This window comes from Arthrobacter sp. Y3221160 (assembly GCF_059092585.1).
On sequence record NZ_JBNHHU010000001.1, the window covers coordinates 784,969 to 808,217 of the forward strand.

The 23,249-nt window shown below is 65.1% G+C and carries 20 protein-coding genes and 1 tRNA gene; 15 read left to right on the forward strand and 6 right to left on the reverse strand.

Annotation, left to right across the window (positions count from 1 at the left end):
* Positions 1-3: 3 nt before the first annotated feature.
* From AC5RWG_RS03615 to xylA, 3 genes are all read right to left on the reverse strand, one after another.
* Positions 4-1,047, reverse strand: coding sequence for an aldose epimerase family protein (locus AC5RWG_RS03615; protein ID WP_494166433.1), 1,044 nt, complete (start codon positions 1,045-1,047; stop codon positions 4-6).
* The gene (locus AC5RWG_RS03620) at positions 1,044-2,483 is read right to left on the reverse strand and encodes an FGGY family carbohydrate kinase (RefSeq protein WP_494166434.1); all 1,440 of its coding nucleotides are present in this window, start codon (positions 2,481-2,483) and stop codon (positions 1,044-1,046) included. Before AC5RWG_RS03620 ends, AC5RWG_RS03615 begins: the two co-directional genes overlap by 4 nt.
* 89 nt (positions 2,484-2,572) lie before the next feature.
* The gene (gene xylA, locus AC5RWG_RS03625) at positions 2,573-3,760 is read right to left on the reverse strand and encodes a xylose isomerase (RefSeq protein ID WP_494025678.1); all 1,188 of its coding nucleotides are present in this window, start codon (positions 3,758-3,760) and stop codon (positions 2,573-2,575) included.
* On the opposite strand from xylA, the gene AC5RWG_RS03630 reads away from it, so the two are divergent.
* The 9 genes from AC5RWG_RS03630 to AC5RWG_RS03670 all read left to right on the forward strand — a co-directional run bounded on the left by AC5RWG_RS03630 (position 3,735) and on the right by AC5RWG_RS03670 (position 13,941).
* On the forward strand, positions 3,735-5,636 hold the full coding sequence (locus AC5RWG_RS03630) for a sugar ABC transporter ATP-binding protein (RefSeq protein WP_494025677.1): 1,902 nt from the start codon (positions 3,735-3,737) through the stop codon (positions 5,634-5,636). The two genes, xylA and AC5RWG_RS03630, sit on opposite strands and share 26 nt — an antisense overlap.
* The gene (locus AC5RWG_RS03635; protein WP_494025676.1) at positions 5,636-6,727 is read left to right on the forward strand and encodes an ABC transporter permease; all 1,092 of its coding nucleotides are present in this window, start codon (positions 5,636-5,638) and stop codon (positions 6,725-6,727) included. Before AC5RWG_RS03630 ends, AC5RWG_RS03635 begins: the two co-directional genes overlap by 1 nt.
* 2 nt (positions 6,728-6,729) lie before the next feature.
* On the forward strand, positions 6,730-7,767 hold the full coding sequence (locus AC5RWG_RS03640) for an ABC transporter permease (protein WP_494166435.1): 1,038 nt from the start codon (positions 6,730-6,732) through the stop codon (positions 7,765-7,767).
* A gap of 63 nt (positions 7,768-7,830) precedes the next feature.
* Positions 7,831-9,015 carry a sugar ABC transporter substrate-binding protein gene (locus AC5RWG_RS03645; RefSeq protein WP_494000048.1) on the forward strand — a complete coding sequence of 395 codons (1,185 nt, stop codon included), beginning with the start codon at positions 7,831-7,833 and terminating at the stop codon, positions 9,013-9,015.
* Between the two features lie 37 nt (positions 9,016-9,052).
* On the forward strand, positions 9,053-10,708 hold the full coding sequence (locus AC5RWG_RS03650; protein WP_494025674.1) for a GMC family oxidoreductase: 1,656 nt from the start codon (positions 9,053-9,055) through the stop codon (positions 10,706-10,708).
* A 46-nt stretch (positions 10,709-10,754) separates the two neighbouring features.
* On the forward strand, positions 10,755-11,549 hold the full coding sequence (locus AC5RWG_RS03655; protein ID WP_494012370.1) for a gluconate 2-dehydrogenase subunit 3 family protein: 795 nt from the start codon (positions 10,755-10,757) through the stop codon (positions 11,547-11,549).
* Between the two features lie 10 nt (positions 11,550-11,559).
* The gene (locus tag AC5RWG_RS03660; RefSeq protein ID WP_494012371.1) at positions 11,560-12,333 is read left to right on the forward strand and encodes a cysteine hydrolase family protein; all 774 of its coding nucleotides are present in this window, start codon (positions 11,560-11,562) and stop codon (positions 12,331-12,333) included.
* Between the two features lie 132 nt (positions 12,334-12,465).
* Entirely contained in the window at positions 12,466-13,500 is a 1,035-nt protein-coding gene (locus AC5RWG_RS03665) for an aldo/keto reductase (RefSeq protein ID WP_494166436.1), read from the forward strand.
* Positions 13,501-13,536: 36 nt separating this feature from the next.
* Positions 13,537-13,941, forward strand: coding sequence for a GlcG/HbpS family heme-binding protein (locus AC5RWG_RS03670; RefSeq protein WP_494128156.1), 405 nt, complete (start codon positions 13,537-13,539; stop codon positions 13,939-13,941).
* Between the two features lie 147 nt (positions 13,942-14,088).
* On the opposite strand, the gene AC5RWG_RS03675 is transcribed toward AC5RWG_RS03670, so the two are convergent.
* Positions 14,089-14,547, reverse strand: a complete 459-nt coding sequence (locus tag AC5RWG_RS03675) for a MarR family winged helix-turn-helix transcriptional regulator (RefSeq protein ID WP_494000054.1) — start codon at positions 14,545-14,547, stop codon at positions 14,089-14,091.
* Positions 14,548-14,660: 113 nt separating this feature from the next.
* On the opposite strand from AC5RWG_RS03675, the gene bcp reads away from it, so the two are divergent.
* From bcp to AC5RWG_RS03700, 5 genes are all read left to right on the forward strand, one after another.
* Positions 14,661-15,134, forward strand: a complete 474-nt coding sequence (bcp, locus tag AC5RWG_RS03680; protein WP_494166437.1) for a thioredoxin-dependent thiol peroxidase — start codon at positions 14,661-14,663, stop codon at positions 15,132-15,134.
* Between the two features lie 85 nt (positions 15,135-15,219).
* A tRNA-Leu gene (locus AC5RWG_RS03685) sits at positions 15,220-15,304 on the forward strand.
* Positions 15,305-15,579: 275 nt separating this feature from the next.
* Entirely contained in the window at positions 15,580-17,271 is a 1,692-nt protein-coding gene (locus AC5RWG_RS03690) for an ABC transporter substrate-binding protein (protein WP_494000056.1), read from the forward strand.
* A gap of 146 nt (positions 17,272-17,417) precedes the next feature.
* Positions 17,418-18,419, forward strand: a complete 1,002-nt coding sequence (locus AC5RWG_RS03695; protein WP_493979914.1) for an ABC transporter permease — start codon at positions 17,418-17,420, stop codon at positions 18,417-18,419.
* Positions 18,420-19,385 carry an ABC transporter permease gene (locus AC5RWG_RS03700; RefSeq protein WP_494012376.1) on the forward strand — a complete coding sequence of 322 codons (966 nt, stop codon included), beginning with the start codon at positions 18,420-18,422 and terminating at the stop codon, positions 19,383-19,385. It begins immediately after the preceding gene.
* Between the two features lie 13 nt (positions 19,386-19,398).
* Here AC5RWG_RS03700 and AC5RWG_RS03705 read toward each other — a convergent pair whose 3' ends face one another.
* The gene (locus AC5RWG_RS03705) at positions 19,399-19,710 is read right to left on the reverse strand and encodes a hypothetical protein (RefSeq protein WP_494166438.1); all 312 of its coding nucleotides are present in this window, start codon (positions 19,708-19,710) and stop codon (positions 19,399-19,401) included.
* Positions 19,700-21,430 carry an ABC transporter ATP-binding protein gene (locus AC5RWG_RS03710; RefSeq protein ID WP_494022862.1) on the reverse strand — a complete coding sequence of 577 codons (1,731 nt, stop codon included), beginning with the start codon at positions 21,428-21,430 and terminating at the stop codon, positions 19,700-19,702. The genes AC5RWG_RS03705 and AC5RWG_RS03710 overlap by 11 nt, the downstream gene beginning before the upstream one ends.
* Positions 21,431-21,557: 127 nt before the next feature.
* On the opposite strand from AC5RWG_RS03710, the gene AC5RWG_RS03715 reads away from it, so the two are divergent.
* Positions 21,558-23,237, forward strand: coding sequence for an ABC transporter substrate-binding protein (locus tag AC5RWG_RS03715; protein ID WP_494166439.1), 1,680 nt, complete (start codon positions 21,558-21,560; stop codon positions 23,235-23,237).
* Positions 23,238-23,249: the final 12 nt, after the last annotated feature.

The following is a 23,249-nucleotide window of genomic DNA, read 5'->3' on the forward strand; positions in this document are numbered from 1 at the left end:
GGCTCACGCTGTCGAGAAACGGTATCGGCTGAGATGCCGGTACTCCGTTCCGGCCGGAAGGACCACGGACGGAAAGTCGGGGAAACGGCTGGTATCGGTGATCTTTTGGGGTTCGAGGCATATGCCGCTGCCGGGCCCGTACAAGGTTCCCCCGCGGCCGACCAGCGGAGGCAGCCGGTTCGCTGTATAGACCTGAAGACAGAACTCCGTGGTGTAGAGCTCCATGAGACGTCCGGTTTCCGGAGAATAAAGTACTGCCGCGGGCTTGGTGTTGTCCCTGCCCGGATTGAACAGGAACGTGTTGTCGATGCCCGGCCACGGCTCGGTGCCCGACTTCGGCAGGAAGGCTCCGATCCGCCTTAGCTTGCGGAAGTCGAAGGGCGACCCGGCGACAGGCAGGTGGCTGCCTGTCGGAATGCGTTCCCAGTCCGTCGCCAGGATGTAATCCGCGTCAACCATCAGCTGCTGATCGGTGACAGGCCTCGCCCCGTCCCCGTCCATATTCCAGTAAGCGTGATTGGTCATATTGACCGGGGTGTCCGCATCGGCCCTGGCCGTGAAAAGAATCGACAGCTCATTGGCTTCGGAGAGTGAGTAGCGGACCCGCGCGGAGAGGTTTCCCGGATAGCCTTCTTCGCCTTCGGGGCTGCGGTAGTCCAGACTGACAAAGTCGTCCTGCGCCGGTTCCGGGGACGTATCCGAACGGGACCACAGGACGCGGTCGAAACTTCGGCTGGGACCTCCATGAAGGTGGTTCCGTCCCTCGTTCGCGGCAACGGGAAAGGTGACCCCTGCCGAGGAAAACCGGCCGCCCGGGATGCGGCCCGCTGTTCGGCCGATCGTGGCGCCTATGTAGCAGTCCGCGTGGCGGCGATAGTCATCCACAGAGTCGAACCCAAGCACCACGTTTTCGAGCTTGCCGCCCCTGTCCGGCAGGAGCAGTTCAACAATCCTGGCACCGTAGGGGTCGAGCGTCAGGCGCGTGCTGCGCGCATTGGCGAGGACCAGTCCCGTCTCCTGTCTGCCGGCGCCTGCCTGCTTCTTCACGCCGCGCCTTCGTTGTGACGGCGGAACCACGACTCCTGCGCTTCGGCATGGCTGCGATACTGATCCCGGATAAGAGGCCGCGGATCGGGTCGCAGCTCCGCACCGAAGTGCGGCGGCCAGTCAGGGCGTACTCCGCCCAGGACCCAGGCGGCCTGCACCGCGGCCCCCTCGGCCACGTACTCGCCGGGTACCGGAACCGAGACCGGCATATCGAAGACCTGCGCGGCAATCGACCGCACGGCCCGGTTCTGCGCGCCCCCGCCGATCAGAAGGACCCGCTGGGGAAGGGCACCGGCCTTCCGCAGCGCATCAAGCCCGCCGGCGAGACTGCACAGCATCCCTTCAACGGCAGCGCGCGCAAGGTTGGGCCTTGTCATTGCGGCCAGCGACAGCCCGTGAAGACTGCCCGTCGCAGCGGGCAGGTTTGGGGTGCGTTCCCCTTCGAACCACGGGATCAAGACGGCTCCCCCGGCCCCGGCGGGAGCCTCCAGGGCGAGACGCGAGAGCTCGTCATTGTCGACGCCCAGCACCTCGGCGACCGACGTCAGGATGCGGGCTGCATTGAGCGTGGTCGCAATCGGGAGGAAGGCGCCGGCAGCATCCGCGAAGCCGGCCACGGAACCCGTCCTGTCCCGGTGCAGTTCGGCGGACGAGGCGAACACGGTTCCGCTGGTCCCGATCGAAACGATGGCCTCCTGGCCGGAAGCATTGAGGCCCAGCGCCGCAGCGGCATTGTCTCCGGCTCCCGCGCCCAGAAGGACTCCCCCGGGCGTCTTTCCCGCCGGCTCATGGGGGCGAAGGACACGGGGCACGATGGCAGCATGTCCGAGGGCCACGGTGAACAGATCCATGTCGTACCTGTTCGCCTCCGGATCCCAATAGCCGGTACCGCTGGCATCCGACCGGTCTGTCGTGAGTTCTTCAAGGACCGGCCCAAGCGGGCTGGAAGCGGCCGGTCCGTACCCGCGCAGCCGCCAGGTCAGCCAGTCGTGGGGAAGAGCGACCGCGGCTACCTTTGCTGCATTGGCGGGCTCGGCGTCACGCAACCACCGCAGTTTGCTCGCGGTGAAAGACGCCACCGGAATCAATCCCGTCCTTTGCACGTATTCATCGGCGCCCACTTCGCCCACCAGTGCAGCCGCAGCACCCGCGCTGCGGGTGTCGTTCCAGAGCAAAGCCGGCCGGATCACCCGGCCCTCCTGATCGAGGGCCACCATGCCGTGCTGCTGTGCCGCTACGGAAAGGCAGCCGACCGAGCCAAGGCCTCCCGCCTCTGCGAGCGCCGCCTGCAGCGCACTCCACCAGGCCTCCGGATCAACTTCGGTGCCCGCCGGATGGGCGGCCCGTCCAGCAGACACCACCCGACCGGAGCGGGCATCCCGGAAGACCACTTTGCAGCTTTGGGTCGAAGAATCAACACCCGCGACAAGTGTCATGATGCCTCCAGATACGTCGGCCGAGCCTGGACCTCAACGGTTCCGCAGATCAGGACCGCAACGGTTCCGAGCCTCACCGGTTCCGCAGATCAGCGCGCGTTAAGCAGATGTTCCATAGCCAACTGCTGAAGCCTGACGAACCCGAACCCGGAGCCGTCAAAGTACCCCTCCGGGGCAAAATCCTCGTACGAGGAACGGTCTTGGAGCAGTTCGGCGTAGGACTCTCCATCGGCAAGGGTCGGCTGCTCCAGTTCGGTGACGCGGGAGGCGCGCATCGCTTCCTGTACCTCCGGGTCCGAGCGGAAGGCGGCGGCCCGTTCTTTCAGCAACAGGTACATCCGCATATTCGCCGCAGCCGAATCCCACACTCCCCCGGCGTCCTCGGTCCGCGACGGCTTGTAGTCGAAGTGGCGCGGACCGTCGTAAGCCCGGCCACCGTTCGGGCCGCCGTTTTCCAACAGGTCCACCAGAGAGAAAGCGTTTTGCAGGTCGCCATGGCCGAAGACCAGATCCTGGTCGTACTTAACCCCCCGCTGGCCGTTGAGGTCAACATGGAACAGCTTGCCGTGGTACAGCGCCTGGGCAACGCCGGCGGTGAAATTCAGGCCCGCCATCTGTTCATGTCCGACCTCGGGGTTGACACCGAAAAGTTCGGACCGCTCCAGGGTTTCGATGAACGCCAGCGCGTGGCCCACCGTCGGCAGCAAGATGTCGCCGCGGGGCTCGTTCGGCTTGGGCTCAATGGCGAACTGCAGGTCGTACCCCTGATCGGTCACGTAGGCCGCCAAAACGTCCAGTGCCTCGCGGTACCGTTCAAGGGCTGTCCGGACGTCCTTGGCAGCGTCGTACTCAGCGCCCTCGCGGCCTCCCCACATGACGAAAGTCCGGGCCCCGAGCTCTGCGGCCAACTCAATGTTCCGCAGGACCTTTCGAAGGGCGAACCGCCGGACGGCCCTGTCGTTGGAGGTAAACCCACCGTCCTTGAAAACCGGGGGGCCGAAAAGGTTCGTCGTGACCATCGGAACCTGAAGGCCCGTGTCCTCGAGTGCACCTTTCAGGCGGTCGATCTGCTTCTGCCGCTCCCCCTCGCTGCTGCCGAAGGCGAAGAGGTCATCATCGTGGAACGTCAATCCGTAGGCGCCGAGACCCGTCAGCCGTTCCACCACTTCTACGACATCCACGTGCGACCGGGTAGGGCCGCCGAAGGGGTCGGCCCCCGTGTACCCCACCGTCCATAGGCCGAAGGAAAACTTGTCTTCGCGGCTCGGTTGCCTCATTGCCTTCTCCCATCAGGAAGCAATAGTAGTGAGCAACAACATATTAGCCGCGGCGGCCCAAGTCAACGGCCAGCGCCCACCAAGGCCGCACACACCCTGCCGAGTCGCTGACACCTTGCGGCCCCACACCCGCGGCGGTGCCTGCGCTGGCCTGCGGACTGAAGCCGTGCCCCGCCCTCAAGCGAAAAAGGCTATTGCATTTGTTGTGACTGATTACTATATTGAGTTTTCACATGATGTTGCTCACACACCGAGCGTCACCTGCCGCCAAACCTCCAAGAACAGGAGCGATCCCATGGCGCATCCCACCGAACCTGCCGGCCATTCGCCGCTGCTCAAAGTTGAGGGCGTGGTGAAGCAGTACCAAGGCGTGACCGCCCTGCGCGGGGTGAGCCTGGACATCCGCCCCGACGAGATCCATGCCCTGCTGGGAGGCAACGGGGCCGGCAAATCCACGCTGATCAATGTGCTGTCCGGCGTGGTCTCGCCGGACGCGGGCACAGTTACCCTGGCCGGGGAAGAAGTGCAGTTCCGCCATCCCAGCGACGCCCTCAACGCAGGCATCACGACCATCCATCAGGAGCTGTCGCTCGTTCCGGCGCTCACGGCACTCGACAACATCTTCCTGGGCCGCGAGGTCAATGCCCGATTCCTCGGCCTGAAGGTCCGGCTTGACCGCAAGGGGATGGAAGAGCGCGTTTTGCAACTCGCCGCCGACTTCGGGCTCACCCCTGAGGACTTGAAGCTTCCCGTTGGGGAGTTCGGTGCTTTGAAAAAGCGTGTGGTGGAGATCGTCAAGGCACTGGCCTTCGACCCCCGCGTCCTGATTTTGGACGAGCCGACGTCCGGGCTCGAAGAAGAAGAAAAGCGGCACCTATTCGAACACATGCGCAAGCTCAGGGCGCGGGGCGTGCCACTGCTGTGGGTAACCCACCACCTGGAGGAACTGTTCGGTCTGGCGGACACCGCCACCGTCTTCCGCGACGGGGCCAACGCCGGGACTGCCGCCATCGCAGAGACGGACGTCGATGAACTGCTTGGCATGATGTTTGGAATCGCCGCCGGCGAATTCGGTGCGGCCAGCGGCACGCCGCCGCACGCCGCGGCCGACACCGGCGAGGAAGTGCTGCGGCTGGAGAATGTGCACCGCAGCCACGTCTTGAAGGACATTTCGCTGTCGGTTCGCAAGGGCGAAATCCTGGGCATAGCGGGCCTGGCCGGTGCCGGGCGCACGGAGTTGGCCAGGGTCATCATGGGCTTGGACAAGATGAGCAGCGGCACAATGCACCTCAACGGGCAACCCCTGCGCCTCCGCGATTCGAGCTCGGCATACCGTCACGGCTTGGCCATGCTGCCGGAAGACCGCAAGCAGCTGGGCATTCTGCCGGAGTTTTCCGTTGCCGAAAACATCTCCATCTCCAGCTTGGGCGGCGTCACGCAGCTTGGTTTTTTGGTCAAAAACCGCGAGGAAATGGACCAGGCCGAGAGCTACCGGCAGCGCTTGGCAATCCGTGCCCCAAGCGTCAGGGAGAAGATTCGAAACCTGAGCGGCGGAAATCAGCAGAAGGCCATCGTGGCCCGCTGCCTGAACACCAAGCCCTCGCTGCTGATCTTCGACGAACCGACCCAGGGTATCGACGTCTCGGCCAAGGTGGAGGTTCACAACCTCATCCGCGATTTCGTCGCCGCCGGCGGGGCCGCCATCGTAATTGCCTCGGAAATCGCCGAACTGCTGGAACTCAGCCACCGTGTCCTGATCCTGAAAAAAGGCCGGCTGGTGGGTTCGGTGACCTCGCTGCAACAGGAACTGGCCGCCGGAAACTTTGAGGGCGTGAAGAACAGAATTCTGGCGCTATCCGCCGGCAGGAGCGAATGATGAACTTTCAACGGGCCGTATCCCGCACACTTTCGACCAGCGGCGTTCCAATCGCGGTCGCCCTGATCGTCCTGGTCATCGTGTTCCAACTGATGTCGCCGGTCTTCCTGCAGCCGGAGAGCCTCACCGATTACATTAACAACGCCATCCCCGTCTTGCTGATTACCGTCGGGGTGGCAATCGTCATCGTGGCCGGCGGCATCGACCTGTCCGTCGGCACGGTAGCCGGGCTGAGTGCCGGAACGACCATGTGGGCTTTGCTCAGCGGGGCGCCGACACTGGTGGGCGTCCTCGTGGGCGTCGCCACCGGCACGGCCTTCGGCCTGTTCAACGGATGGCTCATTACGAAGTTCGGTATCAACGACTTCATCGTCACGCTGGCCACGCTGAACATCGCCAGCGGGCTGCTCATCGTCCTGACAGAACAGGTACCTCTCCAAGGCGTGACGACGCCGGGCTTTTCAGACATCGTCTACGGCAGTTTCCTGGGCATCCCGAGCGCCTTTTGGATCGCCGCAATCCTGCTGGTCATCATGCAGCTTTTCCTGGCCAAGACGGTGTTCGGCCGGCGCATTTATGCCATCGGCATCGGCGCCGACGCGGCGAACGTCGCCGGCGTCAACGTCCTCCGCGTCAGGATGGGCACCTTCATCGTCTCCGGCATGCTCGCCGGAGCAGCCGGCGTCCTCATTGCCTCCCGCCTCGGCGCCGTACAGGCCTTCCTGGGCGGCGGCTACGAATTCATTGCCATCGCCGGCGCCGTTCTGGGAGGCGTGAGCCTTGCCGGCGGCCGCGGTTCGGTCTGGGCCGCCGTCGTCGGAGGACTTTTGCTGGCAACCCTGCAGCAGGGCCTGCGCCTCAACGGCGTCGACCCCGTCTACTTCAGCATCGTTACCGGCCTTTGCATCGTCGCCGGGGTGGTCTTCGACCGCCGCGTCCAGCAATACGCACTCAATATGGGCAAACGCTCCCGTCTTGACGCGCCCCCCAAGCACGACACTCCGCACGACACTCCCCCGGCCCCGGCCCAGCAGCAGGCACAGAAGCCGGCCGCGGGTTCCCGTCCGTTCGCGACCGAACAGCAGGACTGACCATGAGCACTTCAACCCCTGGACGCAACACCGGCCTGGTCGGCCGCATCGTCGACCGGATCCTGCTGGACCCCACCCTCGGCGTCCTGGCCATGCTGGTACTGGCCTGCTTGATCGCGGCGTTCACGTTGCCGGTGTTCCTGGCTCCGTCAAACCTGTTCAACATCCTCAACAGCAGCATCACGGTCATGATCCTGGCCATGGGCATGACCGTCGTCCTGATCGCGGGAGGCATCGACCTCTCGATCGGCGCGGCCATGGCACTCTGCGCGGGGGTGGCAGCCGAGACGATGAAATCCGGAATGCCGCTGTTCGCCGCGATCCTCGCAGCGCTGCTTGCCGGGGCCTTGATCGGGATCGGCAACGGCCTGCTCGTCACCCGGGTCGGGCTGCCCGACTTCATTGCCACGCTCGCAATGCTCGGCTTCGCCGGCGGCATCCTCTACATCTGGACCCAGGGCGTTCCCATCATCGGCTACATGGTCCCCGAGTTCTATGTCATCGGCGGCCTGAGCCCGCTGGCCGGAGCCCTCACCCTGCCCATGGTGATATCCCTGATCGTGGCGCTGCTCCTTGGCGGGATTTTGGGATCCTCCCGCCTGGGGACACACCTCTTCGCGGTCGGCAGCAGCCGGACCGGCGCCGTACAGTCCGGCGTGCGGGTGGACCGGGTCCGTATCATCGCCTACGTCATCAGCGGGCTATGCGCCGCGATCGCCGGCGTCATCCTGGCGGGCCGTAATACCAACGTCCCGGCCGACCTCGGTGTCGGTTACGAGATCCAGGCCATCGCTGCCGCCGTCATCGGCGGTGCGGCGCTCAGTGGCGGCAGGGGCCGCATCCTGGGAGCCGTGCTCGGCGCCATCACGCTGGCCGCAACCATCAACATCATCAACCTCGCGGGCGTTCCGTCCAGCTATCAAAAGATCGTCATTGGCTCGATTCTGATCATCGCCGTCCTCGCGAACCGGATCAGCGCCATCATCAACGCCCGGGTCCGGCAACGGCGGGCCGTTGTGCTCGACGTCGCCCCCGTGTAGCCGAAACCAGCTTCCCCGGTCTCCCCGTTGCTGCGGGGACCATCAAAAATGAAAGGCAAGACAATGTCCACAACTGACACCACCGGGCCCGCAGGCCGCCGTCGGTACGCCCGGACCCGCAGCGCCCTCGCCTCCGGAGCAGTCGCGGCAGCCCTCATCCTGACCGGCTGCACCACGGTCGAGACGCCGACCGGCACCGGTGGAGGCGGGGGCGGAGGCGCCGGTGCCGCGGTCAACCCGGACTCGGCCGCCGATGCCGCCATCCGCGAAATAGTGGACGGCCGTGAAATCAAAGTCGGCTTTGCTCCCCCGATCCTCTCCGAGTTCTACACCCAGGTCGAAAAAGCGGCCTTCAACAAGATGAAGGAATACGAGGACCGGTTCGGTGTGAAATGGACCTGGGAGCGGCAGGGCGCCCTCAACGACGCCCATTCAGGCACGGAAACCCTTGGCATTGTCCAGGGGTATATCGCCCGGGACTTCGATGCGGTCTTCGTCTGCTCTGCCGCCAACGCCGCGACCATGCAGGAACTGTACGGCCGCGGACAGGAAGAGGGCGTCGACTTCTACCAGTTCAACTCCACTGAAGAACTGGCCAATCCTTCCCAAGCCGAGGACCCCACCGGAGGTCTTAACACCGTCTCGAACATCGGTTATGACGACCGCTGGCAGTCCGGCTACATCGCCGGGCAATACATCGGCGACCAACTCAAGGGCAAAGGCAAGGTCATCCAGATCATGGGGCCCTCCGGATCGGACTGGACCAAGCTGCGCCAGCAGGGCTTTAAGAAAGCCATCTCGGAGTACCCCGGCATCGAGATCGTCGGACAGGCAGACGGCGGCTACGTGCGGGACAAGGGTCTCCGGGCCGCACAGGACCTGCTGACCAAAAACCCCGATGTCAACGCGATCTACGGTGAAAACGAAGACATGGCGCTCGGCGCGTCCCAGGCCATCGACGCACGCGGCCTCAAGCATTGGGACGGGCAGGAAGGCATCATCACCATCGGTGCTGACGGCCTGATTTCGGGGATGGACTCCATCAAGGCCGGCAAACTCACCGCCACCGTCGATGTGAACAGCGTCGAAATGGGCCACAGCATGATCGAAACCCTTTTCGCGCATGAGCTTCTGGGCATGGAAGTCAACCAGTTCGTCCGCATCCCGACCGATGTCGTCGACAAGACGAACGTCGAGTGGCACCAAGCCGTCCTGCAGGAAAGCCAGCAGGGCGAGGGAAGCTACTAGGCCTTCCCGAACAACGACCTAACTGAGAGGTTCTACTGTGAGCAGCAATCGAAAAATGGACCCGGTGGACGTCGTCGTCGTCGGATTGGGAGCGGGGGGTGGGCCCGCCGTCAAGGTTCTCAGCGAAGCCGGCTACACAGTTGTCGGATTCGACAAGGGCCCGTGGCTGCGCCCGGAGGAACACTACTCCGGCGACGAACTGAAGTTCCAGAACCGCAGCTACCTGTGGCCAGACGTGAAGCTGATGCCCAGGACGGTGCGCCGGGACGAAAACTCCGAAGCCCGGATCTTCAATTTCTCCCCCGTGCCCTCGAACGTCGGCGGCGGAACGAGCCACATGGCCGGCTGGATGCCCCGGCCGAGGGAATCGGACTTCATTTTCCACTCCCTCCACGGGGATCTGGAAGGCGCGAGCCTGGCCGACTGGCCCTACCGCTACGAGGACCTGGAACCATACCTCACCAAGGTTGAATGGAGCTACGGTATCTCGGGCCTTACCGGTGCCGACCGGGGGGAAGGCTTCCGCAGCAAGCCGTACCCCAGCGGGCCGTTGCCTCCGACCCGGTTTGGCAAGAAATTCTATGAGGGCTCCAACAAGCTGGGCATCAATTCCTTCCCGCTGCCGATGTCCCACCTGACCGAAGGCAACGCCCTGGGCAGGGCGGCGGTGAACCGGACCAGTTTCTGGAACCAGTACGGTGACCCCACCCAAACCCGGTCCAGCGTGGCGACGACGTACATCCCCGAAGCCCTCGCCACCGGCAACCTGGAAGTACGGGCCGACAGTTACGTCAGGGAAGTCAAACTGGGCAAGGACGGCCGGGCCACCGGCGTCGTCTACATCGACCCCGAGGGCCGTGAGGTGGAACAGGACGCCGCCGTAGTTGTCTTGGCGCTCGGCGCCATCGAGTCGGCGCGGCTCATGCTGCTGTCCACATCGAACCGGTTCCCCGAAGGTCTCGCGAACGATTCCGGCCTTGTCGGCAAGAACGCTACCTTCCACGAATACATTTTCGCGGTCGGACTGTTCGACAAGGACATCGAGGAACCGCTGCGCGGCTGGACGGGAAACTACCAAAGCGGCGGCTCCACGCATTTTTACGAGACGGACGAAAGCAGGGGCCACATCGGCGGCGGCATCATCGCCACCACGCAGATTGGACAGGCCATCAACGCGATCATGCCCGGCCGCCCGACCTGGGGCCAGGCCATGAAGGACGCCGACCGAAATTACTTCGACTACTCCATGAAGATTGGGTTCATCCTCCAGGACATGCCCCAGGAGACCAACCGGGTCGACCTCGACCCCAACATCAAGGATGCTTGGGGCCTGCCCGTAGCGCGGATCACGAACAAGCCCCACGCCAACGACATTGCCATGAGCAAATGGCAGATCGACAAAAACGTGGAAATCCTCCAGGCGGCCGGGGCAACGAAAACTACCCCCGTTTACCTGGGAGATGAATTCACCGGCAACGCCTGCCACCAGCAGGGCACGGTCCGAATGGGAACCGACCCCGGCAAGTCGGTGCTGAACGGATGGGGCCAGGCACACTCGGTGGACAACGTCTTCGTGCTTGACGGCGCCGGCTTCCCCACCGCCATGGGCGTCAACCCCACGCTCACGATCATGGCCCACTCCTGGCGCTGCGCAGACTACATCGCCGGCACCTACCTCAAGGGCCGCAGCTAGCGGCTGTAACTGCCGCGCGTCAGAGAATCGCAGAAAGGAAGACACGATGGTTTCGAAAGCCGACTGGGAAATTGTCCCGATCCACATCGACCCCGACTCGGACGAAAAACTGTTCTTCACCGACCACGAGTGGGAAACGATAGAAGCCGCCGGCGCACGCGTCATGCCCACCGACCATGACCCAGGGGCGCGCGAGGCGAGGGTGATCGTCTTCATCGACCGCTACCTCTCAGGCATCGACTACCTCTATGCGGCGGCTGACGGTACCGGCTTCCTGGCCCTGGCCGGTCCGGAAGCACGATCCGCCCGGGCACGCATCGCCGACCTGCAGCGGCTCTACCGCGAAGGGGTCCGTGAACTCGACCGCCGGTCGCGCGAGTTGCGGGCGGAGTCCTTCAAGGACGCGACCGAAGAAATCCAAGACCAGGTGCTGGAACAGGTCAGCGGCGCTCCCAAACCGGTGCCGGTCTCGCTGACCTCGATGGAGGTGTACTACTCGCGGCTTCAGGGAAACACCGATGAAGACAAAAGTTTCTTCGACACCCTGTGCCTGCATGTCCGCCAAGGTTTCTATGCCGACCCGGTTTACGGCGGAAACAAGGACCAGATGGGTTGGAAAATGGTCGGTTTCGACGGGCCAAAAAACCTGCGCGACACCATGGACGGCACCTACAGCACGGCCGAGTACTTCATCCAGGAGTACGACTGGGAGGAACTGGTCCCGGGCTTCAAGCACGGCCCGGAACAAGACGTGACTGACGGTGGCGAAGACCCTGCCGGTAGCCAAGCCGCCGAGGCGGCTTCAGCATCATCGGACCGTACCGAGGAATCCAGTAAGTAAAGGAAAGACAATGACCGCCTACGAAGACAAGCTCAACAAATACGTCGACCGTTCCTACACCTTCATCCCCGAGACCATAGATCTGAGCAAGACCGTGGTCCATGCGCTCGACATCCAGAATCTCTGCCTCGATCCGGAGGGGGCAGACTACATTCAGAGCGTCGGTGGAGCGCCCTCCGGGCAGGAGTCCCTCGGGCCGGCCAAGAGAATGATCGAACTCGCGCGCGAAAAGGGAATCAAGGTCGTCTGGTCCATGTGGGGCATGCACCCCGAAGGCTACGACATCGGCATCTGGGGGCTGAAGTACCCGTCCTGGAGAGAGTCCGATTCGCCCTTCAACCACGGGACGTGGAACGGCGCACTCTGCGAAGGTTTCGAACCGCAAAAGGGCGAACCCGTCTTCCAGAAGCACCGCAACAGCAGCTTCTACGGAACGGCCTTCAACGAGTACCTCCAGCAGGACGGCGCCGAGTACCTCGTGATCGTCGGCTCCTCGACCGCCAACTGCGTACCGACCACGGCGCGCGACGGTTTCGACCGGGGATACAAGGTGATCGTCGTGGCCGATTCCGGCACGGCCATTCCCCTCAACACCCACGGCCGCAACCCCGAGTTCGACCACGAAACACCCGAAGGATACGGGCAGTACTGGGAATCCCTGCGCAACATCCAAGCTCAGTACGCGGACGTGATGTCCAGCGATGAGTTCGCGGCCCTCGTGGAACGCTCATCGCGGGCGGCGGGACAGGAAGCCTCAGTGAGTGCAGACGCCTCAGCCCGCTAAACCGCGGTACAGGGGAGGTGGGGCCGTTATGAATGCGCCGCCGAAGGAACCGGTAAAGGTTCCCCACGACCAACAACGCGGCACCACCTCCCCGGGCACCCAGCACGTTGATCCACCTTGAGGAAGACACCCATGGCACCGTACGCTCCCACGCAACGGCGCAGGTTCGGGCGGCTCGACTGGTCTTGCACACTTGCCGGATTCGGGTCAGTGGCTCTTGGAAACATGCGCACCCCCATACCTACAGAGGATGCCCGGGCACTGGTACGTCATGCCTGGGACGCGGGCGTCCGGTTCTTCGATACTGCACCCATGTACGGCCATGGCCTTGCCGAATACCGGCTGGCCGATGTCCTCGCCGATGAGGACAGAGAAACGTTCGTCTTGGCCACAAAAGTCGGGCGAACCCTAAAACCCGCAAGCCCGGGGACCTTCAGTACCGCCCCCTGGTGCAACACCCCGCCGTTCCGCATCGAATACGACTACTCCTACGACGGTGTGATGCGCCAGGTCGAAGACAGCATGCAGCGGATGGGGACGGATTACTTCGACGTACTCCTGGTTCACGACACGGACCGTTGGACTCACGGCGCCGACCAACCCCGCCGATTTCAGGAAGCCCTAAACGGCGCGTTCAAAGCCTTGTTATCCCTGCGGGACCAAAAGGTAGTGCGGGCCGTGGGCATAGGCGTCAACGAGGTCGATGTCTGCATGGCAGCGGCAGAAGCAGCCGACATTGACTGCATTCTGATCGCCGGTACTTACAACCTACTGAACACCGAGGCGCAGGACGAGCTTCTCCCACTCTGCCTGCGACGCGGGATCGCCGTCATCAACGGCAGAATCTTTGGATCGGGCATCTTAGCCACCGGCCCTAAACCCGGAGCCCGCATGGACTACGCGCCGGCAACGCGTGAAACCCTCAGCGAGATCCGTCCTTACCAAGAGGTAGCCGACCGCCACGGAGTGCCTCTGGGCGCGGTGGCATTGCAATTTGGCGCCGCCCACCCTGCCGTCACCAACGTCTGCCTCGGCGCCCGCACCATCACTCAACAAGAGCAGAACTACCAATGGCTGAGTCAGCGGATCCCCGTCGAGGTGTGGCAGGAACTGAAGCACCTGCAACTCATTAGCTCCGCCTCCCCCACACCCGGAACCTCCCCATGAGGACAACTAAGGATCAGCAAATCCAGGAAGGCCCCCATGATGCTGCAGGAAGTCATCAAGATCGCCGCCATCGCGGAAGAAGCAGCCGAACAACTGGCAATCCGCATCGTCGTCAGTGTCGTTGACATCCACGGCAACCCGGTGCTTCTCCATCGCATGGACGGCGCACCCCTCCACTCTTTGGACATGGCCTTCCGCAAGGCCTACACAGCCGCCTCGTTCAACGTGGAAACAGAAGAACTCACGTCGCAAGTACAGCCAGGGCAGCCCCTTTACGGCCTGGCCGTGAACTCGGGCAGCAAACTCATCGCCTTCGGCGGTGGAGCACCTGTACAGCTCCAACGAGGCGAAAGAGTCGGTGTCGGGATCTCGGGAGGAACGACTGAACAAGACATTCATATCCTCAAGACCGCTCTCACTTCACCCCGCACCGTTCCCTAAACCCGCTGCGACTCTCCTCTGCCGAAGGGGGCAGTGTTTTCCATGGCCCTACGCTGCCGCGTCCGGTGGGCAGCATGGGAGCGCCTAGTGCAGCGCCGGCTGCGCCTTGAGGATGCCGGGTTCCGGCATCGCCGGGACGCCGGCGGGTCAGTCGCCGTCCTCGTAGCCGTCGATCTCGGCGATGTCGATGGTTTCCACCGCGCCGATACCGAAGCGGCTGTTGCCCAGCCTGCGGATGATCACCGTCAGCCGCTCCTTGAGCTCATCCATCTGGTCGCCGCTGCCGCTGCTGAGCAGCCGCTCCAGTTCAGCGGCATGCTTGAGGGCCCGCTTGCCCTCGTCGGTTATCTGCACGATCTGCCGCCGGCGGTCCACATCGCTGCGGGCACGGATGATGTGCCCGTGGACCTCCAGCCTGCCCAGGGTCTTGCCCATGGTCTGTGCCTGCACCCGGACGCGGGTCGCCAACTGCGCCTGCGTCATTTCCCCTTCGGCGGCCAGCACCTCAAGGGCAATGACGCCGGCGTGGGTCAGGCCAAGGCCGGCCAGTTTGTCGTTCCATTCGTGCTCGACGAGCCGGGCGGCGGTGGAGAGCAACCGTGGCATCGGCCAATTCTTCAAATCCGGCATGCACTCAAGTATACGTACGTAGCCGGAACGGCCGGAGGACTGTCTTGGCTATGCTGGTGTGAAACCCCGGATCCCTAAGGAGCTGCCCCATGGCCGAACGACTGTCGACCGGCGACACCGCGCCGGATTTCACGCTGCAGGACTCGGCGGGCAACACCGTCTCGCTGGCCGATTATCGTGGCCAAAACGTTGTGGTTTACTTCTATCCCGCAGCTTCGACACCGGGCTGCACCAAGCAGGCCTGCGACTTCCGCGACAGCCTCGACTCGTTGAAGGGCGCCGGATACGCGGTGCTGGGAGTCTCCCCCGATCCGCTGCCGAAGCTGCTGAAGTTCGCGGAGACGGAACAACTGAACTTCCCGTTGCTCTCAGACGAAGACCATGCCGTAGCCGAGGCGTACGCGGCCTGGGGCGAAAAGAAGAACTACGGCAAGGTCTACGAGGGCCTGATCCGTTCCACGGTCGTGGTGGATCCCGAGGGCAAGGTGGCGCTGGCCCAGTACAACGTCCGGGCCACCGGCCACGTGGCCAAGCTGCGCCGCGACCTCGGCCTGGACAATTAGGCGTCTGCACGAGGCATCAGTCCCCGCCAGACGAGTGCCGCCGTGCCGGTAGACTGATTCCTGTTCCGGCATGCCCGGAACGAATGCGCGAGTGGCGGAATTGGTAGACGCGCTGGATTTAGGTTCCAGTGTCCTCGGACGTGCGGGTTCAAGTCCCGCCTTGCGCACCATCACCAGGAGCCCCGCAGCGTCAGTTGCGGGGCTCCTGGCGTTCCACGGCCCGCTCCGGGCCCTGGGGCCCGGAGGCCTCCACCGCCGTCGTCGCGCCATCAGGCGCGGGACTCGTCACCAAATTGTGATGGTTTTGGCCCAACCGCCGAACCTGAAACCGATGCTTTCAATCAGACATGTGACTAAGCTCTCATCAAGCGGACGCGCCACCGCGCCTCCGCCGGCTGCCGTACACAAAGTCGGCGTCACACCTCTCGTCCCCGAGGAGCAGTCCATGTCATTTACTGACATCTTTTCCGGAGGCCAGCGAAGCGGCCGGCGCGCCGGAGCGGTCATTGCCGGCTTGGCCGCCGGCGCACTCGTCCTGTCCGGCTGTGCCGAGAGCGAGCGCGGCGGCGGAGCGCAGGGCGAGACGGAGGGAGTCAATCCGACCTTCGTGTTCGCCGCGTCGTCGGATCCCAAGTCGCTGGATCCGGCCTTCGCCAGCGACGGCGAGTCCTTCCGCGTCAGCCGCCAGATCTTCGAGGGTTTGGTCGGCGTCAAGGAAGGAACGCCGGACCCTGAACCCTTGTTGGCTGAATCCTGGGAGATGTCCGACGACGGGCTCTCCTACACCTTCCAGCTCAAGGAGGGCGTGAAGTTCCACGACGACACCGACTTCAATGCCGATGCCGTCTGCTTCAACTTCGACCGCTGGTACAACTTCGAGGGGATCCAGCAGTCCCAGTCGGTGAGTTACTACTACGGCTCGCTGTTCCGCGGCTACTCGGATTCCCCCGAGACCGCAGTCTACGACTCCTGCGAGGCGGTCAGTGACACCGAGGTGACGGTGAACCTGGCCCAGCCCTTCGCCGGTTTCATTCCGGCGCTGTCGCTGCCGGCTTTCGCGATGCAGAGCCCCACCGCCCTGGAGAAGTTCAAAGCCGACGACGTCGGAGGTTCGGAGGAGGCTCCGGAGCTGAGCGAATACGCCATGGGCCACCCGGTGGGGACCGGCCCGTTCAAGTTCGACAGCTGGTCGGTCGGCGAGTCCCTGCAGCTGTCCGCCTTCGACGGCTACTGGGGCGAACAGGGCCAGGTCCAGGAGATCATCTTCCGCATTATCGAAGACCCCAATGCCCGCCGGCAGGCGCTGGAGGCCGGGGACATCGACGGCTACGACCTGGTGGCGCCGGCCGACACGCAGTCGCTGGCCGACGCCGGATTCAACGTCATTGCGCGCGATCCGTTCACCATTCTGTACCTGGGCATGAACCAGGAGCAGGAGGCGCTGAAGGACCTCAAGGTCCGGCAGGCGATCGCCCACGCGATCGACAAGGACGCGCTGGTCCGCCAGACGCTGCCCGAGGGCACCAAGGTCGCCACGCAGTTCGTTCCGGACACGGTCAACGGCTACAACGACGACGTCACCACCTACGAGTACGACCCGGAGAAGGCGCGGGCGCTGCTCAAAGAGGCCGGCTACGGCGATGGCCTGGAGCTAATGTTCAACTACCCGACCGGGGTGTCCCGGCCGTACATGCCGACGCCGGAACAGGTGTTCACCAACCTGAGCGCCCAGCTCGAGGAGGTCGGCATCACCATCGAGGCCCAGCCGGACAAGTGGTCCCCGGACTACCTGGACCGCATCCAGGCCAGCGCCGACCACGACATCCACCTGCTCGGCTGGACCGGCGACTACAACGACACCGACAACTTCGTCGGGGTTTTCTTCGGCCAGGAGAAGCCGGAGTTCGGCTTCAACAACAAGGAGCTGTTCGGCAAGCTGTCCAAGGCACGTGAGACCAGCAGCATCGAAGAGGCGACGCCGCTGTACGAGGAGATCAACGAGGACATCGCGCAGTACCTCCCGGCGATCCCGCTGGCACACCCGGCGCCGTCGCTCGCGTTCGCCCCGCGGGTGACCTCCTACCCGGCCAGCCCGGTGAACGACGAGGTGTTCAACGCCATCGAGCTCAGCGAGTAGCCCCTCCTGCCGGGATCCGCATACCGCGGATCCCGGCAGGCAGGCCCCCGGCCCGAACAAACCGCGGGCGGCGCCGGGCCTGCCGCCGAAGAGGCAATTTCCACCGCATCCGGCGCAACGCCGGGACCGGGATCCGGAAGGACGCTGTGCTCAGAGTCATTATCAAGCGCATCGCGCTGCTCATCCCGACGCTCTTCGGGCTTTCCCTGCTGCTGTTCCTGTGGGTCCGCAGCCTGCCCGGCGGGCCCGCCACGGCGCTGCTCGGCGACCGTGCCACGCCCGAGGCGGTGGCACGGATCAACGAACTCTACGGCTTCGACCGGCCGCTGATCGAGCAGTACTTCGTCTACATGGGCAAGCTGCTCCAGGGCGATTTCGGCACGTCGATCCTCACCGGCCGGCCCGTGCTGACGGAGTTCGCAACCCGTTTCCCGGCGACGGTGGAGCTGACGATCGTCGCCCTCATCATCGCCGTCGGCATCGGCATTCCGCTGGGCTACCAGGCCGCGAGGTACTACGGCAAGTGGCCCGACCACTCCTCCGTCGTGCTGTCGCTGGTGGGGATCACCGTCCCGGTCTTCTTCCTGGCCTTCATCCTCAAGTGGTTGTTCGCCATCCAGTTGCCCTGGTTCCCTACCGACGGCCGGCAGAACCCCAGGATCAACGCCACGCACGTCACCGACTTCTATGTGCTCGACGGTTTGCTCACCCGCGAATGGGATGCCGCCTGGGATGCGCTGCTGCACCTGGCGCTGCCCGGGATCGCGCTGGGCACCATCCCGCTGGCCATCATCGTGCGCATCACCCGGGCGTCTGTCCTCGAGGTGCAGAATGCTGACTACGTGCGCACCGCCCGCGCCAAGGGCCTGCTGCAGAAGACCATCCGCAACCGGTTCATCCTGCGCAACGCGATGCTGCCGGTCACCACCACCATCGGCCTGCAGCTGGGGCTGCTGATTTCCGGGGCCGTGCTGACCGAGACGGTCTTCGCCTTCAACGGCATCGGGCGGTTCCTGCGCGACGCCATTTTCAACTTGGACTACCCCGTCCTGCAGGGGTTCATCATCTTCATCGCCGTGCTGTATTCGCTGATCAACCTGGTCGTGGACGTTTCCTACAGCATCATCGACCCGAGGGTGCGTGTTTAAATGAGCACAACGCTTCCGCCGCAGTCAGGCGGCGACATCCGCACCACCCCGGAGCCACCGGGGGCACCCGGCGCCCCCGCCGGCGCCGGGCCCGGCGGCACCAGCCTGTGGAAGGACGCGTTCCGGCGGCTCCGCCGGAATCCGCAGGCCATCACCGGCGCCGTCATCGTGGGCCTGTTCGTGCTGACCGCCGTGCTGGCGCCGGTGCTGGCACCTTATGGCGGCCAGGATCTGCCCGGCCGCACGTACATCACGCCCACGCACATTCCCGGCTTCGGCGAGGTGGAAGGATTTCCGCTGGGGCTGGACCGTTTCGGCGGGGACCTGTTCAGCAAACTCATCTGGGGCGCGCAGGCCTCGCTGCTGATCGGCGTCGTCTCGACCGCGATGGGGCTGGCCGGGGGCATGCTGCTGGGCATCCTCGCCGGCGGCTTCGGCGGCTGGATCGACAGCGTGATCATGCGCGGCGTCGACATCCTGCTCTCCGTGCCGAACCTGCTGCTGGCGGTATCCATCGCGGCCATCCTGGGGCAGGGGGCGTACGCGGTGATGATCGCCATCGGCGTGGCCCAGCTGCCGATCTTCGCGCGGCTGCTGCGGTCGTCGATGATCTCGCAACGCAGCGCGGACTACATGCTGGCGGCGCAGACGCTGGGGCTGAGCCGGGGCACCATCATCATGAGCCACCAGCTGCCCAACAGCGTGGGTCCGGTCATCGTGCAGGCCACGCTGACGCTGGCCACCGCCGTCATCGACGCCGCGGCGCTCTCCTTCCTCGGCCTGGGCGGCGGGCGCCCGCAGACCGCCGAGTGGGGCCGCATGCTCACCTACGCGCAGGCAGAACTGGGCATCGCGCCGCAGCTGGCGTTCCTGCCCGGCCTGTGCATCGCCGTCACCGCGTTGGGCTTCACGCTGCTGGGCGAGTCCCTGCGGGAAGCGCTGGATCCCAAGACGCGGGCCAAGTAGCGGCAGCTGCGGGTCAGTTGGCCAGGGTGGCCGGCGGGGCTCCGCCGTCCTGGCGCCGTCGCTGGCGGGCCATGTGCATCATGGCGGCGAAGCCAGCGATGAACAGCACTTCCAGCGCCGCCAGCCACCAGAGGGCGCCCCACCTGCCCTCGCCGATGAAGATGACGGCCCCGACCGCCAGCAGCACCGTGCCGATCACCAGCACGAAGACCGCGAAGCCGATGGCCACCGCGGCGCTGCGCACCCCGGTCCGGAAGCCGAAGCCTTCCGGCCGGTGGTCGTCGGGCTCCGGGACGGCTCCGGGCCCGGTATCCTCAGGACGCAATCTCCGGATCCTCCGCCTGGATGTCCAGTTCGTTGCCAGGTATGGACGCCAGCAGGCGCCGGGTGTAGGGGTGCCGCGGGTTGGTGAACACTTCCTCCGAGCTGGCGGCCTCCACCAGTTCGCCGTCCTTCATCACACAGACGTAGTCCGAGATCAGCCGCACCACGGCCAGGTCATGGGAGATGAAGAGGTAGCTCAGGCCCAGCTCCGCCTGCAGGTCGCCCAGCAGCTTCAGGATCTGCGCCTGCACCAGCACATCCAGCGCGGAGACGGGCTCGTCGCAGATGATCAGTTCGGGCTTCAGGGCCAGGGCGCGGGCAATCGCCACGCGTTGGCGCTGGCCGCCGGAGAGTTCGGACGGGTAGCGCCGCAGCATGTTCTGCGGCAGCGCCACCTCGTCCATCAGCTCGCGCACGCGGACCGAGCGCTCCCTCGCGCTGCCGCGGTTGTAGGTGGACAGCGGCTCCTCGACAATCCGCTCAATGGTGAACATCGGGTTCAGGGACGAATACGGATCCTGGAACACCGGCTGCACCCGCTGGCGGAAGTCCCGCAGCTGCGCCTTGGTCAGGTTGGCCACATCCATTCCGTCGAAGGTCATGGTGCCGCTGGTTGGTTCGATCAGCTTCAGCAGCATCCGGGCGGTAGTGGTCTTGCCGGAGCCCGATTCACCGACGATGGCGACCGTGTGTCCGCGCGGGATGTCCAGCGTCACGTTCTTCGCCGCGTAAAAGTCCTCGGCCTGGCCGCGGATCTTGTACACCTTGGTCAGGTCGCGCAGTTCCACGATGTTGTCCGTCTTCTGCGCCTCGGCGGCCGCGGGAGCCTCGGTGACGTGTTCCTGGAAGACCTGCTCCGCCCGTTCGGCCCGCACCGCCGCGTTGCCGGTAAACGCCCCCGGCATCAGGCGCACGGCGGCGACGCTGGGCGCCGCCTTCACCAGCGCCCGGGTGTAGGGATGCTGCGGATCCTCCAGCAGCTGCCGTGCCGGCCCGGTCTCCACCACCTTGCCGCGGTGCATCACCACCAGTTCCGACGCCCGTTCGGCCGCCAGCCCCAGGTCGTGGGTAATGAGCAGCACCGCCGTCCCCAATTCATGGGTCATCGACTCGATCTGGTCCAGGATGGTGCGCTGCACCGTCACATCCAGCGCCGACGTCGGCTCGTCGGCGATCAACAGCCGCGGCTGGCAGGCCAGGCCGATGGCGATCAGGGCGCGCTGGCGCATCCCGCCGGAAAACTCATGCGGGTACTGCTTGGCGCGTTCCCTGGCGTTGGGCAGTCCGGCAGCCTCCAGGACCTCCACAACCTTCCGGTCCACGTCCCGCCTGGTCGCCATGCCGTGAACCAGCAGGGTCTCCGCCACCTGCGAGCCGATCCTGGTGACCGGATTCAGGTTGGACATCGGGTCCTGCGGGACCAGGCCGATCTGGCGGCCCCGGATGGTGCGCATCCGATGCTCCGGCATCCCCACGAGCTCCTGGCCGTCGAAGCGGATGCTCCCGGCGGTCACCCGTCCGTTATCCGGCAGCAGCCCGATCACGGCCATCGCCGTGGTGGACTTCCCGGATCCGGATTCACCCACGATCGCCAGGGTCTTGCCCGGTTCCAGGCGCAGCGAGGCGCCCTCCACCGCAGAGACTTGCCCGTAGGTGGTGCGGAAAGCAACGGCCAGGTCCCGTACCTCGAGCAGGGCCGCGTCGTCGGCATGTTCGGTCATGGTCCCATCCTGCCCCAAAGACGCGCGGATGTGGCCTATCTCTCATCGGGAATTCGCCGCGCGGGGTCGAGGACGGGAGTCGATTAGACTTGAGGATCATCCCCGCCTGCCCCGAGGAGCCTGAAGCGTGACACCACCCACCGCGCGCCGCACCGTGCTGAAGGCAGGCGCAGCGGCAGCGGCTGTGTTGCTCACCGGCTGCACCCCCGAACCGGGCAGGCCCGCCCCGTCAACCGCCCCGGCCAGCGAGCCGCCGACGGCCTCGCCCGCGGACACCACCTTCACCATGGGCATTGCCGCCGCCCCGGTGACCCTTGATCCGGCGCTGGCACTGGACACCGAGTCCTACCGGGTGACCCGGCAGATCCTCGAAACACTCGTCGGGGTGGACCCGGCGACCGGCGTTCCGGCGCCGCGGCTGGCCTCCGAATGGACCGAAGCGGACGACGGCCGTTCCTACCGCTTCCGGCTGCGCCCGGGTGTCACCTTCCATGACGGAACGGCGTTCGATGCCGAAGCGGTCCGCGCCAATTTCGAACGCTGGTACCGGCTCCCCGGCGACGCCCGGCCGGTGGAAGGCGGGCTGGCCTTCCGGTCGGTCTTCGGCGCGTTCGCCGAGGACGAGGACGAATCGCTCTACCACAGCTGCGAGGTGCTGGGCCCGCTGGAAGTGCAGCTGAACCTGACCCGCCGGTTCACCGGCCTGGTCGCCTCGCTGGCCATGCCGGCCTTTGCCATCTCCTCTCCGGCGGCGCTGAAGGCCGGGGCGGCCGACCGGCTGACGGAGGACCGCGGCGGCCACAAGGTATCCCGCTACGGCTTGGCCCCGGTGGGGACCGGCCCGTTCACGTTCGCCAACTGGGAACGGGACCGCGTGGTGCTCTCCGCCTACCCGGGCTACTGGGGTGCCGCCGGCGACGTGCGCACCGTGGTGTTCAAGGCGCTCCCGCATCCGATGACGCGGTTGCGCGCCTTGGAAGCCGGGGACATCGACGGCTACGACCTGGTCACTCCGGCCACGTACGCGGATCTGGCGCGGGCCGGCATGCAGGTGTTGCAGCGTGACCCGTTCTCCGTGGTCTACCTCGGCATGAACCAGGCGGCCGACGGGCTGGACGACATCACCATGCGCCAGGCCATCGCCCACGCGATCGACCGGCAGGCGCTGATCGACAGCTTCTTCCTGCAGGGCACCAAGGAGGCCATGCAGTTCATCCCGCGCAGCCTGGGCGTGACCAATGAGACCATCCCCTACTACGCATACAATCCGGAGCGTTCGCGCGAACTGTTGGCCGACGCCCGGTACGATGGCGCCGAACTCACCTTCTACTATCCCCTGGGCGTCACGCGGGCCTACCTGCCGACCCCCGAAAAGGTGTACGCGGAGCTGAGCCGCCAGCTCACCGCCGTCGGAATCAATATCAAGCCGATGCCCATTCCCTGGGACGAGGGCTACCTCGACACGATCCAGGGCTCCACCGGCCATGCCCTCCACCTGTCCGGCATGAGCGGCAGCTACCGCGACCCGGACAACTTCGTGGGCCCGCTCTTCGGCAGCAAGTCGATGGAGTTCGGCTACGACAGCGCGCAGATCCGCAGCAAGATAGCCCGTGCCAAGACCCTCCCCGAGGGCGAAGACCGCGTGCAGGCCTACCACAGCATCAACGAGCAGCTGGCGCGGGCGGTCCCCGCGGTGCCGCTCGCGTTCCCCATCTCCGCCCTGGCCATGGGGCCCCGGGTCGTGAGCTACCCGGCCAGCCCGATGCTCGACGAGGTCTACAACAAGATCGAGCTGGGGCAGGATTGACGCCGGCGGCGG